We start from the raw sequence: 14,948 nt of genomic DNA on the forward strand, positions 1-14,948 counted from the left end.
CTCCTCACGTTTTAATAACCTAAAGTTCTTTTCTTGATTTTAATAACAAGAAAATTATACCAATTTTTGTCTTTCCGTACACAAAAAGAGCAAGCCCTCCCTCAAAACATGAGAAAACAACTTGCTCTTTCATTCTAATCTCTTTACTCCACCATATTCTCTAACTCATTATATAGTTCTGCTCGTAACAACTCTTTCTTCGTTTTTTCCTCATATAATTTTTCAAGTTTTTCAACATCAGCTACATGTTCCATTCCACATTCTATTGCATATATATCTTCTTCTACATGCATTAACTCATTTTCAATCTCTTCAAGATTCCTAGCTTCTTTCTCTTTTACAGGAACCGTTTCAACACTTTTTCTCCCTTGGCGTTTCTGCTTTATTACTTGCTTCTCAAGCTTTTCCTCCCACTTTTGACGAGCCCATGCATAATTTCCTGCAAACTCAAATAATTTGCATCTATCAATCCAGTACGTCTTTTCAAATAACTTATTTAAAAAATATCGATCGTGTGAAACAGCTAAAATCGTCCCATTATATTGCTCAAGGGCTTCCTCTAAAACTTCCCTTGATTCAATATCAAGGTGGTTTGTCGGCTCATCTAAGATTAGAAAATTGATGTCTTGATACATAAGTTGCGCAAGTCTTAACCTCATTTTTTCTCCACCGCTCAGTTGTGTTACTTTCTTAAACACCGCTGGACCATAAAATAAAAACTTAGCTAATATATGTCTTGCTTCTCCTTCTGTTACAGCCACATACTCTCTAAACGCTTCCAATACATTATTTTTCACATTTCCATACGTATGCTGCGATAAATAACCAATTTTGACACTACTGCCAATGCGAATTTCACCAACGTCTGGATTTATTTCTTCTAATAGTAGTTTTAATAATGTAGTCTTTCCTGTACCATTACGACCAACGATAGCAGTACGCTCTTGAAAACGAACATGTAAATTCGCTTGTTCAAATAAAGGTCGGCCAGCAAAACCTTTACTCACTTCTTTCATTACAACAACATCTTTTCCGCTTCTCTCTTGCCCTTCAAACTGAAGACCCATCTGTTTTCTTTCTAAAATTGGCCTCTTTAATTTCTCTATACGCTCTAACGCACGTTCCATATTCCTCGCTCTTTTATGCAATCCTTCATTCGGAGGATTCGCTTGATTTGCCCATTCACGTAGGCGCTTAATTGCTTCTTTCATTTTCTTTATCTTCTTTTGCTGCTCTTGATAAGCTTGAAACTCTTGAAGTAACCTTTCTTCCTTCTCCTCAACGAACTGAGAATAATTCGTATGGTACACGTGAATCTCTCCATCTTCCAAATCCAAAATTTTCGTTACAACTTCATCAAGGAAATAGCGATCGTGTGAAATAACCATAACTGTTCCATTATATTCTTTTAAAAATTTCTCTAACCATTCAACTGCAAACAAATCTAAATGATTTGTTGGTTCATCTAATAGAAGTAAATCTGGTTTCTGCAATAGCATATATGCAAGGCTTATTTTCGTCTGTTCTCCTCCACTTAATTCCGTAAATACTCTTGGAAATAAGTCTGTTACTTGTAAGCCATTTGCTACCTTCATTATATTTGCCTCTATTTCATAACCACCGAGAAATGCAAATTTTTCTTGAATTACTCCGTACCTCTCCATTAGCTTTTGCAAAGCAGATTGTTCCTGCTCCTCCGCCATATTTTTTTCTAGAGCATGCATTTCTTTTTCTAATTCCTTTTCTACTTTAAAAGCGGAACTCAATACATCATATACAGTCATAGCCTCATCAAACTTCGGAATTTGTGCGACATGACCAATACGTGTACCTTTCTTCATATGAATGGCTCCTGCATCCAAACTCTCCATTCCCGTTAGAAGCCCAAAGATTGTTGTCTTCCCACTACCGTTACGACCAACTAACCCAACACGTTCACCATTCTTTATTTCAAGCGATATATTTTCAAATATGATGTTTCCACCAAAAGATTTCGTTACATCATTTACACTACAAATAGTCATTTTCCGTACTCCTTTCAATATAAAAAACCATGAGAAAGAAACATTCCCCATGGTTTTCGGCATAGAAAAAGGAAGCCAAATAGCTCCCTTTTCACACGTTTATTAAAAATGGGTGAAGAGATTTCTATCGTTCAATAGTCACTATGCAATTGTTAAAAAAGGGCATACGTATCCCGTTAACAACTACATCATGAAAAATCGCACGACAAAAATAGATAAAATCTAAAAATTTGGCACGCGCAGCTAAAGAACGTTTCATCTCATTCACCCCTTTCGTACGGAATTTAATACTTACTTCTTTATTATACTTTTCAATTTCATGTTTGAATAGTCATTTTTCTGAAAATAATGAAGATAGACTAAACATTTCAATAAGTGACATCAAATCTTACAAAACTGTTATGTTCACGTAATGGAAAGCGATAGTACGAAAAGATGCCTCCCTATACAATAAAGATGTAAAACAAGAGTGACAAACACAAGGAGGAAACAAACATGATGAAAGAAATCGTAAAAGCAATCTTTGAGGTATTAGTGAACGGACAAGCAGTTGTAAAAGAACTAAATGAACTATAAAAAGGAGTGAAGAAATATGATGAACATGGTGAAAATGATTTTACACGCTTTAGTCGATGCAAAAGCAGTTAGCCAAGAATTAAACCAACAATAAAAAGGGGTATATGAATATGAAGAAAGCCATTATTATAATTGCAAGCACAGCAATTACTTTATACACAATAAAAAATAGAAAAAAGAAAAATAATGAAAATGTTCTATATTATCCATACACACTATTAGAGAAAAAATAAAAGACAAGGTACCCTATCGTAATGAGGATATCTTGTCTTTTATTTTTTCCATATTGTCTTTAGAGGATTTCCTTCTCCTTTTCCCGAATGTATTAAGCGGGATTTTTACACATATTTTAAAGGGGCATATATACAAATGGATACACAACAACTATATTTTTTAAACGATATCGGTAAACAAAAACCAGAAAGTATTCGGAATAGAAGCGCTGCATGTCCATTTTGCGATAAAGAACATTTAACGGATATTTTAGCAACTGATGGTTCTATTATTTGGTTAAAAAATAAATTTCCTACATTACAAGATACATTTCAAACGGTGCTGATTGAAACGGATAATTGCGAAGATCATATCGCAACATATACAGAAGAACATATGCGAAAATTAATGCAATTTTCTATTCAACATTGGTTACACTTACAGAAGAACGAAGAATTTGCATCTGTAATTTTATACAAAAATCACGGTCCATTTTCAGGTGGAAGTTTGCATCATGCACACATGCAAATTATCGGAATGAAATATGTAGATTATCTTGAAAATATTGAAGAAGAAAATTTTCAAGGGGTAATTGTTCAAAAAAATGAACGCATTGAGCTTAATATTTCAGAGCGTCCCATTATTGGCTTCACTGAATTCAATATAATCATTGATAATATTTCATATATAGATGAAATGGCAAATTACATTCAGCAAACTGTACGTTACATACTGATAGATTTCCATAAAGGATGCAGTAGTTATAACTTATTCTTCTATTACTTAAATGAAAAAATCATTTGTAAAGTTGTACCTAGATTTGTCGTTTCACCATTGTATGTAGGATATAAAATACCGCAAGTTTCTACAAAACTAGAAGAGGTGAAAATACAACTCACGCAGTATTTCACGAAAGAAAAGGATGAAATTATTCATAAAAAAACAGAGTAGGTATAGAAAACCTACTCTTTTACCCCGCATTAACGAGCAGTAAAACTTCCACCTCAAAATCCGGAAAACGCTAGAATTTAGGCGGAAGATTAACTGCTCGTAAAAGTCCGATTGGTGAAGACTAATAATCAGCGGGGGATGAACAGACTCCCCCACTGATTAAAGTTTCACTTTATTACACCTTTATTTCGATAGTACACATCTTCTAATCCGATGTTATACTTCATGTTATTATCCGTCCACTCTGGCCCTAAATTCCCTGGCCATCCAGATGTATTCGCTATATATTTCAGTAATGCAAAATCAGTCAAACCTTTTTGCACCCCACGCTTATATCCTTTCATTAAATGCGGCATTGCAATTTGCGCATTTGTACGTGGATCTTTCAGCTCATCATCAGTTAAATGTTCTGGTGCAAGCCCGCCGCCGCGGTGTAGTTGAAACAATCCGAATGAAGTTCCATTATCTCCAACACTTCTTGGATTTAATCGACTTTCATGCTCGGCAATTGCAAGAGGTATCCATTCTGGAAGATTTACTTTCTTCGCTTCCTCTATAATGATTTGTTTCATCTGTTTTGCTTCTTCTGAATCAACATAGCTTGTTCCATTCACTAGCTTATCCATTCCTTCAGACTTTCCTTGGAAATATAAATATACTCCAAGAACAACTAAAAATCCTACAAAGAATTTCTTCACTACCTCTACCTCTTTCTCCGCTGAAATTTGTCCCCTTTCAGCCTTCCCTTTACAATTACCTACATTCTATTACTCTTTTATCATAGCAAATAACTATACGTATTATCATCATGCTTTAGACCGATTTTGTGAAAAAACAGCTGGTAAATATGTGCAAAAATGTAACTTTCATAGACTATAACGCATTTTTCGTATATAATTGTAAACTGAACTCTATATATAGAATAGGAGCGTACAAAATGAAAAAATGCCTAACACTCTTGTTCAGCATTTTACTACTCATCCCTACCTACACCTCTGCACAAACATCATCAAAACCAAAAGTACTTGTTTTGTATAGTACACAAGACGATAAAGTTTCAAATAATGTCCAAATCCTTAATACTCAATTAGGACATTTTACAAATGATATAACCGTAAAAAACTTAAAAGAAGCAACTTCAATTAATAACGTATCCTCCTATACACATATTGTTTATATCGGTGAAACAAAAGAAGCGTTTTCTGATGAAACGAAACAATTTCTAGAAAACTTCTCCGGCCCTGTATTAGTATTAGGACAAAATGTTGAACAATTATCTAAGCGTTTTTCTTTCATTACATTGAAGAGTGACGATATACGAGTTAATAAAATTGAATATCCAGAAAAGAAGCTAAAAAATACCTTAGAAGAGGAACGATTAATTCAATCATTTGATACGAATGGAACTGTGCTTGCTAACGCTTTAAGCTCAAATAACACTAACCCACTAATCGTTCAGCATGAAATATCTTATTATGTTGCAACACCTAACCTCTTTGACTGGATGTCTCATTACGTCGGTGAAATGTTATTTTCTTATTTCAGCCAAAAACCAACGAAAAATAAAGTTGAAGCTTATTTACGTCTTGAGGATGTTCACCCAGCAGCAGATATAAATCAATTGAAAGAAATTGCTGAATTACTAAAAGAGAAAAAGATGCCTTACATGATTACTGTTATTCCGGTATATAAAGATCCAGATACAGGAAAGATAATACATTTAAAAGATAAACCAGAACTAGTTGATCTTTTACGCTCTATGCAAGATGATGGTGCAGCAATTATTATGCATGGTTATACTCACCAATTTTATGACAGTGAAACAGGTGAGGGCTTTGAATTTTGGGATGTCAAAACAGATCAACCAATTCGCCAACCGAAGCATGAAAAACCGAAGACAAAAGATGACTTTCCAAATATAGAGGCATATAACCAATATGTAAAAAAAGGGGAAGAATTCGAGGAAAAATATACGAAAGATCATATTGAAAAAGGAATTCAAGAACTTGTAGATGCTAAACTATATCCTGTTGCCTTTGAAGCACCTCATTACACGATGTCTCAAAAAGGATATGAAATATTATCAAGGTACTTTTCAACTTATGTAGGACAACTACAGTTAAATGATACAACTTGGAAATCCATGCACTCACCATATTATACAAGTACTCCGTCATTTTTACATGGAATGAAACTATTGCCTGAAACAGTCGGATTTATTGAAGAAGATACGCCACAAACTATTGCTAAAATGAAAGAACGTGCTCTATCTGTTTCTAAATTATCCGATGGAGTTATTGGTGCATTCTATCATCCTTACTTAGGTGTGAAACCATTAAAAGAAGTATTAAAGGATCTAGAAAGTATTCCAAATATAGAGTGGATTGATTTACAAAAGGAAAAGAATGAAGTAAAAATGAAAGATATTCATATTACGACGAATAAAGACGGCATTCACGTTGAAAAACCAACCAGTGCGAATGACATAATTGATTATATAAAGCAATATGGCTTCTTCCTTATACTGGGGTTCGTTATCATTGTCTTTCTTTTATTATTAAAACGTGCGAGAAAATTAGAATCCTAATACAAAACCACCGAGCGGAACGCTTGGTGGTTTTTTGTCATATATCAAACCGTGGCATTTTATTAAATACATTCAATTTTCACTTTTTCCGTTACATGATTAAAACTATAATTCTCCTATCCTTTCAAATAAAATCGACTTGTATTTTCATATATTGTTTTTGCGACCTTATCAATGGATATGTTTTGTATAGAACTAATTTCCTTTAATACATCTCGAATCATTCTCGGGTGCGTCATAACATCGTCTTGAAATTCCCACGGTCCATCTGTTTCTACCATCATATATTCAAGCGGATAATACGAAACAATTTTTCTAATCTTCTCCTTATGTAAAACATCCGGTGTAATCGAAATATAATAACCATTCTTCATCATCCGTTTCATTGTTTCATCACTTCCTTTAAACCAATGGAAATGTGCACGTGAAACTTTATATTTCTCTAGCAAATCACATACAGTGTCAGCATCTTCATAAACTGCGTGTAATACAATCGGCAAATTATACTTACTAGCTAGTTCTATAAATTTTTTCAATACAGCTATGTATGGATCTACAGCAATGCTTTCATCTTCTTTCCTCAAATAATAGGGCAAACCTACTTCACCAATCGCAACAATTTCCTCTGCGTTCTGTTCAATAAGTTTATAAATCTGTTCACACTCTTCTTTATGAATCTGTTGCTCTGGATGAAACCCTATCGCTGGATATATAAAGGGATACTTCTTCGCTAAAGATAACGTTTCCTTACAAGATTGATAATTCATAGATACAGCAATAAGCCCCTTTATTTCATTACTATTTTCCACCTCTTTCAGTAATCTGTTCTTCTCTTCATCCTTATATTGATCAACATGTATATGACTATCAATCCATTTCATCTTTATGCCCCCATAAAAAAAACAAGAAAGGACTTCCTTTCTTGTTTTAGCATCTATATTATTTAACAATTAAGTTTGTTATGATATCAAATAATCCAATACACACTACGGCAACAGTAAAGTAGCTACAGAAATCTTTAATTGGTAACTTCACTACTTCTTCTTTACGCATCCCATTTTTCTCCCTTCTTACTAGCTCCCTAATTATTTTTCTATCTGTATCTATTATGCAAAAAATATGACAAATTTACTATCGAATTAACTTACGTAAACCTTACAATGTTGTAAGGTTTAAAAAAGGATCCTCATCTTTATTCAGATGAGGATTATTAAAAATTAGTTGGTTTTTCATTCTTCATTACAAACAGAAAGTAATACATTAAGACTTTCTAGTTACACTATATGAAAATTACTATCTTTTAACTATCGAATTACATTACAGAAGACTTACATGTTTGTAAGTTATGTGTAATGTAATTCGATAGTTTCCCTTACTTATATTTCGTACAATAAAGTTAGAAAGTAAGCCAAATAAGAAGAACACTCAAATAACCAAATTGCATTGCTAGTAGCTACTCTTCTTATACCTTTCAACCATGCTACTACAATGTACCCCCTTCCCCTTTATATAATAAAAAAGCCTTAGTCTATATGGACTAAGGCTTTTTTATTAACCCCTAAAATACCCTTACCTGGTATTTTTATTTTCGACAAAAAATAGCTGGGGGTATATTTTACTATCTCATCGTTAAAAGTTTACTCTTCGCATTTATAGGAATATTTGCAACCTCAATCTCTTCAATCGATTCACCGTAACGTCCTTTTGCAAAAACCTTTAATGCTTCATCTCTCTTTAACATATGCTTAACCGTTTTCTTTATTTTCTGCTCTCTACCACGTTCATCGAATGCAATAAATTCATATTCATACCACTCATCACCAATATGCTGACCAATTGTATTCACAACCGTATAGTATTCTTTCGTCTTATAAAATGGATTATATTTATCGATAACCGGTCCAAGTTTCGTAGGCAGTAACATTACTACTATCACTATCATCGCTATTATAGTAGTGATCATTTTTTTCTTCATAATAAACATTCCTCCTCTGCAGGATATATATACATCCATTTTAAAAAGGGGGAATAAAATCTACTATTGAATCTCATTACATTACACTTACATTTTTGTAAGAATTAAAAAAGGTGAACGAATTTACTCGTTCACCTTTTAGCTTGCTTTAAAGCCACCGCCAAGTACATCACGTACATCATGTATAACAACGAAAGCATCTTCATCTACCCGGCTAATAACTTGTTTTAACTTAACAAGCTCTTGTTTATTAATAACAACATATAAAACTTCTTTATTTTTACCAGTATATCCGCCGCGCCCTTCTAATACAGTAACACCGCGTGTCATATTTTTCGTAATAGCTTCACGAATTAAATCTGGTTGATTCGAAATAATCGTAACAGCCGTTTTTGTATCCATTCCTTCTACAATGAAATCAATCACCTTCGCTCCGATGAACACAGCTACAAGTGTATACATTGCCTTTTCTTGCCCTATTATAAATACAGAACCAGCAATTACAACAATATCAATAATTAGTACGCCTTTACCTACGCTCCAACCTAAATATTGATTTGCTAACCGAGCTAAGATTGCTGACCCTCCCGATGTACCTCCGGCTTTGAACATACAGCCTAATCCAATACCCACAAATAAACCAGCAAATAAAGCTGCTAATAATGTATCACTATTTACATGATACTCAATATGTTCTGTAACGTATAAAAACAAAGATGTTTCTACAATCCCTAAAATTGTATAAATCATTGTTTTCTTATCAAAAAATTTATAACCAATAGCTAGTAAAATTGCATTTATAGCAAAATTCACAATCCCTGGTGACCAATCAAATAAGTAGTACGTAACAACCGTTAAACCAATAATTCCACCTTCCGATAAACGGTTTGGAATTGCAAAGTAATTAATACCAATTGCGAATAATAATGAACCAATTGTAATTAGTGTTATTTCCTTTATACGTTGATTAACCATAGTTCATACCCTCCCCCCATTTGACATTGTATCACTATCTCCTAGAGGTTTAGAAGTGGTTTTTATTCCGCATTTTCCCTCTTAAAAATTGAAATATTATGTTTAAACAGAGGGTTGATTAATTATTCATATTTGCTCTAACTGCACGGACAAATTGCTCCACATTCCCTTTCTGAATATACTTAGCGCGAATGCTTTCATGATTACAAGTAAACTCAAAGTACGGATGAAAATCTATGCTATCTATATGCACATATGAGTACTCTTTAAATGTTGAAGGATAGTAAGGAAATTTCCCGTAAAACAGGAGGCGTCTAGTAGTGGCAACAAAAATTCCATGTTGATAACATAACATGAAATTATCCTTCTCAAAGATCCCTACCACAAAAACCAAAATCTTTTCATCATCATCTACATACTTTTTCATACTCGATAAAAGTTCATTCATGCATATTCCTCCAAATTCTATTCACTGCTTTAACACTTGAAAAGAATCCATGGATATTACAGACCGGTTTAACTCCTTTATAAAGTATGAAACGCGTTTCCTGTCAAAGATATTTCAAAAAAATAATCCGTTATGCGATTATATACATAACGGATTAAGATTAAACTGTAGAGCGTTCCACAAGTTCGTATGGAATTTCCAGCTTTTCTTGTTTAGAACTCTCGTCATTCACTTTTCTATGCAACATTTCAAAAGCAGTTTTCCCTATCTCCTTTAAATTTTGATCAATAGTTGTCAATTGTAACACTTGCGAGATAGGTTGATTATCAAAGCCAATAATCGCTAAATCCTCAGGAACTTGAATCCCTAATTTTTCAACCTCTGTCATAACCCCAATCGCAACTTCATCACCTGCTACTATTAATGCTCCAGGAAGATCCTGCATCTCTTTTAACTTATGAGCCACTTTTACACCATCTTCTAGTGTAAAACATTCTGTAAAAATCCATTCTTCGTTAACCTCTTCATCTATAGATTGCAATTGCTGTTTATAAACATCAAAACGCTTTTGACTACTCGGCCCTAATTTTCTTCCCGTACAATAGCCAATTTTTTTATAACCTTTCTCAATCAAATAATCCATTCCTAATTGAAAGGCCGCTGAATGATTCGTATATACACTTGAGATGTTTGAAATATCATTATCTTCACAAGCAATTATTGTGCCGTAAGAAGCATACGGTTCTATCGTTTCCCAATCATTTGCACGTGAACAAATAATAAGACCATCCAATTGTTTTGTTTTTAACATATGTAAACTTTTCATTTCTTCTTTTTTATTATAATTCGTTTGGCAAAGTAACACTCTGTAATTATGAGTTAACGCAATCTCCATCATTCCGCTCACCATCGCATCAAAACACGGATGATTAATATACGGTAAAATCACACCAACAATATTCGTCTTTCCTTTTGATAAATGAACAGCATTTGCGTTTTGCGAGTAATTCAATTTCTCAACTATCTCTATAACCGCTTTCCTTTTTTCTTCACTTACATATGGGTGATCATTCAACACTCTCGAAACAGTCGTAACTGAAACTCCCGCCATCTTTGCGATATCTTTAATATTAGCCATGCACTCACCTCTATCTTTAAGTTAATGAATCTCATGAACATATGTCAAATCTTCTTATCATTACACCTTCATTTGTTTCTCTTACAAAAGTGTAATTTTTCTGTAAGCTAATTTGATAGTGACTTTCCGCAACATTTCATACAATTAAGTCAGAAACAAGGTAACAACTATTCGAAAAGGAGCGGATTAATATGATGAACAAAATGAAAACGAACAATTTCTTGCATACAATGGGCATGGTATTTTCCGCTCTTATCGACGCAAAAGCTGTTGCTTCTACATTAAACAAGTAAGGAGAATATATTATGAATAACATCACTTTTAACAAATTAGATTTTTTAGGACTAGCTAGTGGCTCGCTTCTTCTTACTGCTTTTATTTACGCCGCTACGCTTGTATAACTTTGTGTCCCCTTTCCCCTTTATTATAAATAGTAATAGAAAAGACGACCGTCTATGCCCGGTCGTCTTTTCTTATTTTTGATTTGATTGCAAAGCTTCTTTTAACTCCTCAAACTTCTCATTTAATTGATCTGTCATCATTTTCATAGCGGTTTTTCGATCTATTTGTTCTCCAGCCTCAATTTGAATCGGATCTCCAAAAATCAATTTTGCCTTTTTCCCCTTTATTAATTCTTTTACACTTGATGGACCAACATAAGCTGCCGGCACTAAAGGTACATTAGAACGCATCGCAATTGTCACAGCACCCGCTTTTAATGAAACATCTTCCGCTGATCTCGTTCCACTCGGAAAAATCCCTACTACCTTTCCTTCTTTTAATAAACGTGATGGAATTTTAAGTGTACTCGGTCCCGGATTCGCGCGATCTACAGGGAATGCATTTACATTTTTAAAGAACCAATTTTTGAATTTCCCTTCAAATAATTCTTTTTTTGCCATGTAATGAATTTGAGTTGGGTACATCCCTGTAGCTAACATTAATACATCCATAAAACTTGTATGTGTACACGCAACAACATACGGACCACCTTCTGGTAGCTTTTCTCTTCCTTGCACTTCTACTTTCCCAGCTGTTTTAAATATATATTTCAACAAAAATGTAATTGGTTTATACATTTATTTCGTTCCTTTCTAAACATCCGAAGTATAATCATATTCTTACAACAATTATAACACTAAGTTTTAGGAGTTGGTAATAAAAATAAGTATGAATTGTTAAATTTCAATTCTTACAAAAGTGTAATTTTCTTGTAAGCTAATTCGATAGTTACTTCTTACTATATTTCATACAATTAAGTCAGAAACAGGGCAACAATTATTCGAAAAGGAGTCGATTAATATGATGAACAAAATGAAAACGAACAATTTCTTACATACAATGGGCATGGTATTATCGGCTCTTTTCGATGCAAAAGCTGTTGCTTCTACATTAAACAAGTAAGGAGAATGTATTATGAATAACATCACTTTTAACAAATTAGACTTTTTAGGATTAGCTAGCGGCTCTCTTCTTCTTACTGCTTTTATTTACGCTGCTACGCTTGTATAACTTTGTGTCCCCTTTCCCCTTTATATAGAAAAAGACGACCGTCTATGCCCGGTCGTCTTTTTAATTTTTTCTTTCTTTCAACTCTTTTAAAAGCTGTATCAGCTCAGCTTGTTGTTTTATCTTTTTACGACCATTTCGATTAATTGCTGCAAGCTCACAGGCAACTCCGACGGCGAAGAAAAACAATAAACTTTCTAACATGTGAAATCCTCCATTTACCTATTAAACAGCTTGACGTAATTGTTCTTCTTGTAAAACTCTATTATTTATATTTTCTTCTTTTCTCTGGCAAACGTTATTGCGAATAAGTGCTGCAATAACAAGTACAGTCCCTATAATATCAAACATTGTGATTTGATACCCTTGCATCATCATAATAGCTAAAGTCGTAATTGGTACAAAATTAATAAATAAAATCCCATTAATGGATGATAAAATTTTCACACCGTAGTTCCAAGCAAGTAGCGCTACAATACCTGGCAATGTCATCATAAATAACAAATCATATTTTACAATAGAAATCGTTCCCATACTAGGAACTGAAACATATCCAAGCCACGTAATAATTACCGTTATAATTCCTGTAACAGTCGTACCGAATACACACGTCAACGTAGAATAACGTAATGTTGACCAATCACTACACGTTTGACCACCCATCGTATAAATAACCCAGCCTATAACACCAATAAATATAAATGCTAATGGGAACATATTATCTTTCAATGTTACAAAGAAACTCATGTCACCTTTTGTAATAACAAACACAGCTCCTACAAAAGCAATAACCATACTCGTTATCATATACTTCTTCGGTTTTATATGCTTATATCCCCATAAAATACAAATAGAAATCATCGGCATAAGTGCTTCCATAATGGAAGCTACCATTACACCCGACTTACCCATCAACATTTGCCCTAAAAATATGAGGACATTATATACTGTAAATGCCATCGTTCCAAAAAAGACGAGTAACTTTCCTCTTCCCTCTAAACGAAATGCCTGTTTTCCTTCTTTCACTAACAACAATACAATCAGCATTATCGCCACTGCTCCATAGCGAATAAGCGAAAAATAAAATGGATCTATGTATTCTAGCGCATGATCAGCAACTGGAAACATCGCTCCCCATGACATACTCGCAATTAAACACGCTACAGCCCCTATTATCATTTGACCTCTTCTCACCGCAATCCCCCGTTTCTTTCTATTTGCACAAAGAGAATTGTAAAAGAAAAAATATATCACGTAAAATGATTCAAAATGATGTTAACTATCATTTATAATGATAGTTAACATCAAGGGGGATTACAAAATGGAATTACGAGACTTACAAATCTTTAAAAGCGTTGCCGATCAGGGTAGTGTAAGTAGCGCAGCAAAGGAATTAAATTATGTACAATCAAATGTAACTACACGTATTAAACAACTAGAAAACGAATTAAAAACCCCACTCTTTTACCGCCATAAACGAGGAATGACTTTAACAGCTGAAGGAAGAAAAATGCTCGTTTATGTTAGTAAAATTTTGCAAGATGTCGACGAACTAAAACAAGTATTTTTAGATAGCGAAACACCCTCCGGTATATTGAAAATCGGTACAGTCGAAACAGTAAGTACACTGCCTACCATTTTATCTTCTTACTATAAAAGCTATCCAAATGTCGATTTATCATTACAAGCGGGTCTAACAGAAGAATTAATTAGAGAAGTACTTGATCATCAATTGGATGGCGCCTTTATATCAGGTCCTATTAAACATCCACTAATCGAACAATACGATGTTAGTACAGAGAAATTAATGCTTATAACACAAAATAAAGCCTTTCATATAGAAGAATTTACAACAACGCCTCTACTCGTTTTTAACCAAGGATGTGGATACCGCTCCAAACTAGAACGTTGGCTTAAAGATGAAGGTTTGCTACCAAAAAGAATTATGGAATTCAATATATTAGAGACAATATTAAACAGCGTTGCACTCGGCCTCGGAATTACACTCGTACCACAGTCTGCTGTCCATCATCTTTCTAAAGCAGGTAAGGTACATTGTCATGCAATCCCTGAAAAATACGGCAGTATTTCAACGGTTTTCATACGCCGTAAAGATAGCTATATGACGAATTCAATGCGTAGTTTTTTAAAAACAATTGAAGACCATCATCATATCAATATGCTGTGAAAGACATTCTTACATGAATGTCTTTTTTTCTTACAAAAGTGTAAGTCTTTCGTAAGCTAATTCGATAGTTGCAAGTAGCCATATTTCCTATAATTAAGACATAAGCAGGGCAACAACAATTCGAAAAGGAGCGGATACGCATGATGAACAATATGAAATCAAATAAATTTTTAAATACAATGGGCATGGTGCTATCCGCACTTGTCGATGCAAAAGCTGTTGCAACTACATTAAACAAATAAGGAGAGTTTATAATGAACAACATTACTTTCAACAAATCAGACTTTATCGGACTTGCAAGTGGAGTCACTCTTCTTACGGCTTTCATTTATACACTTGCTCAAGGTCTTGTTTAACACTTTGT

General features: G+C 33.8%; 18 protein-coding genes. 7 read left to right on the forward strand and 11 right to left on the reverse strand.

Annotated features, from left to right (window positions below):
* Window positions 1-143: 143 nt before the first annotated feature.
* Window positions 144-2,075, reverse strand: coding sequence for a ribosomal protection-like ABC-F family protein (gene abc-f / locus B9A45_RS00485; RefSeq protein WP_142263094.1), 1,932 nt, complete (start codon window positions 2,073-2,075; stop codon window positions 144-146).
* Window positions 2,076-2,148: 73 nt separating this feature from the next.
* Window positions 2,149-2,283, reverse strand: coding sequence for an RAxF-45 family protein (locus tag B9A45_RS32530; RefSeq protein WP_000830643.1), 135 nt, complete (start codon window positions 2,281-2,283; stop codon window positions 2,149-2,151).
* Between the two features lie 421 nt (window positions 2,284-2,704).
* Here B9A45_RS32530 and B9A45_RS00495 point away from each other — a divergent pair, with 421 nt between their 5' ends.
* Both B9A45_RS00495 and B9A45_RS00500 read left to right on the forward strand, forming a co-directional pair.
* Window positions 2,705-2,833, forward strand: coding sequence for a hypothetical protein (locus B9A45_RS00495; RefSeq protein ID WP_001998915.1), 129 nt, complete (start codon window positions 2,705-2,707; stop codon window positions 2,831-2,833).
* A 136-nt stretch (window positions 2,834-2,969) separates the two neighbouring features.
* Window positions 2,970-3,764 carry a DUF4931 domain-containing protein gene (locus B9A45_RS00500; protein WP_084063794.1) on the forward strand — a complete coding sequence of 265 codons (795 nt, stop codon included), beginning with the start codon at window positions 2,970-2,972 and terminating at the stop codon, window positions 3,762-3,764.
* 167 nt (window positions 3,765-3,931) lie between these two features.
* Here the strand turns inward: B9A45_RS00500 and B9A45_RS00505 are convergent, their stop codons facing one another.
* A complete protein-coding gene (locus tag B9A45_RS00505) occupies window positions 3,932-4,462 on the reverse strand; it encodes a transglycosylase SLT domain-containing protein (protein WP_000713248.1) in 531 nt (176 codons plus the stop codon).
* A gap of 239 nt (window positions 4,463-4,701) precedes the next feature.
* Here B9A45_RS00505 and B9A45_RS00510 point away from each other — a divergent pair, with 239 nt between their 5' ends.
* Complete coding sequence (locus B9A45_RS00510) at window positions 4,702-6,351, forward strand: DUF2334 domain-containing protein (RefSeq protein ID WP_084063795.1); 1,650 nt, start codon at window positions 4,702-4,704, stop codon at window positions 6,349-6,351.
* A 116-nt stretch (window positions 6,352-6,467) separates the two neighbouring features.
* On the opposite strand, the gene B9A45_RS00515 is transcribed toward B9A45_RS00510, so the two are convergent.
* The 5 genes from B9A45_RS00515 to B9A45_RS00540 all read right to left on the reverse strand — a co-directional run bounded on the left by B9A45_RS00515 (window position 6,468) and on the right by B9A45_RS00540 (window position 10,887).
* Window positions 6,468-7,232 (reverse strand): TatD family hydrolase, encoded by a 765-nt coding sequence (locus tag B9A45_RS00515; RefSeq protein ID WP_084063796.1) that lies wholly within the window; start codon window positions 7,230-7,232, stop codon window positions 6,468-6,470.
* A 737-nt stretch (window positions 7,233-7,969) separates the two neighbouring features.
* Complete coding sequence (locus B9A45_RS00525; protein ID WP_000728422.1) at window positions 7,970-8,326, reverse strand: YxeA family protein; 357 nt, start codon at window positions 8,324-8,326, stop codon at window positions 7,970-7,972.
* Window positions 8,327-8,464: 138 nt separating this feature from the next.
* Window positions 8,465-9,301, reverse strand: a complete 837-nt coding sequence (locus B9A45_RS00530) for a YitT family protein (protein WP_000248040.1) — start codon at window positions 9,299-9,301, stop codon at window positions 8,465-8,467.
* Between the two features lie 118 nt (window positions 9,302-9,419).
* A complete protein-coding gene (locus B9A45_RS00535; RefSeq protein ID WP_084063797.1) occupies window positions 9,420-9,749 on the reverse strand; it encodes a PH domain-containing protein in 330 nt (109 codons plus the stop codon).
* A gap of 160 nt (window positions 9,750-9,909) precedes the next feature.
* Window positions 9,910-10,887, reverse strand: coding sequence for a LacI family DNA-binding transcriptional regulator (locus B9A45_RS00540; protein ID WP_001273899.1), 978 nt, complete (start codon window positions 10,885-10,887; stop codon window positions 9,910-9,912).
* 305 nt (window positions 10,888-11,192) lie between these two features.
* Here B9A45_RS00540 and B9A45_RS00550 point away from each other — a divergent pair, with 305 nt between their 5' ends.
* Window positions 11,193-11,288, forward strand: a complete 96-nt coding sequence (locus B9A45_RS00550) for a DUF3948 family protein (RefSeq protein WP_001060007.1) — start codon at window positions 11,193-11,195, stop codon at window positions 11,286-11,288.
* A 72-nt stretch (window positions 11,289-11,360) separates the two neighbouring features.
* Here the strand turns inward: B9A45_RS00550 and B9A45_RS00555 are convergent, their stop codons facing one another.
* Window positions 11,361-11,966, reverse strand: a complete 606-nt coding sequence (locus tag B9A45_RS00555) for a lysophospholipid acyltransferase family protein (RefSeq protein ID WP_000277777.1) — start codon at window positions 11,964-11,966, stop codon at window positions 11,361-11,363.
* A gap of 337 nt (window positions 11,967-12,303) precedes the next feature.
* On the opposite strand from B9A45_RS00555, the gene B9A45_RS00565 reads away from it, so the two are divergent.
* Window positions 12,304-12,399 carry a DUF3948 family protein gene (locus B9A45_RS00565; protein ID WP_001060007.1) on the forward strand — a complete coding sequence of 32 codons (96 nt, stop codon included), beginning with the start codon at window positions 12,304-12,306 and terminating at the stop codon, window positions 12,397-12,399.
* Between the two features lie 60 nt (window positions 12,400-12,459).
* Here the strand turns inward: B9A45_RS00565 and B9A45_RS00570 are convergent, their stop codons facing one another.
* A complete protein-coding gene (locus B9A45_RS00570; RefSeq protein WP_000894065.1) occupies window positions 12,460-12,600 on the reverse strand; it encodes a YrzO family protein in 141 nt (46 codons plus the stop codon).
* 21 nt (window positions 12,601-12,621) lie between these two features.
* Window positions 12,622-13,590 carry a DMT family transporter gene (locus B9A45_RS00575; protein ID WP_002100652.1) on the reverse strand — a complete coding sequence of 323 codons (969 nt, stop codon included), beginning with the start codon at window positions 13,588-13,590 and terminating at the stop codon, window positions 12,622-12,624.
* 127 nt (window positions 13,591-13,717) lie between these two features.
* Here B9A45_RS00575 and B9A45_RS00580 point away from each other — a divergent pair, with 127 nt between their 5' ends.
* Both B9A45_RS00580 and B9A45_RS00590 read left to right on the forward strand, forming a co-directional pair.
* Window positions 13,718-14,584, forward strand: a complete 867-nt coding sequence (locus tag B9A45_RS00580) for a LysR family transcriptional regulator (protein ID WP_000423040.1) — start codon at window positions 13,718-13,720, stop codon at window positions 14,582-14,584.
* Between the two features lie 254 nt (window positions 14,585-14,838).
* Entirely contained in the window at window positions 14,839-14,940 is a 102-nt protein-coding gene (locus tag B9A45_RS00590; protein WP_084063798.1) for a DUF3948 family protein, read from the forward strand.
* Window positions 14,941-14,948: the final 8 nt, after the last annotated feature.

This window comes from Bacillus sp. JKS001846, assembly GCF_900176455.1.
Classification (GTDB): Bacteria; Bacillota; Bacilli; order Bacillales; family Bacillaceae_G; genus Bacillus_A; species Bacillus_A cereus.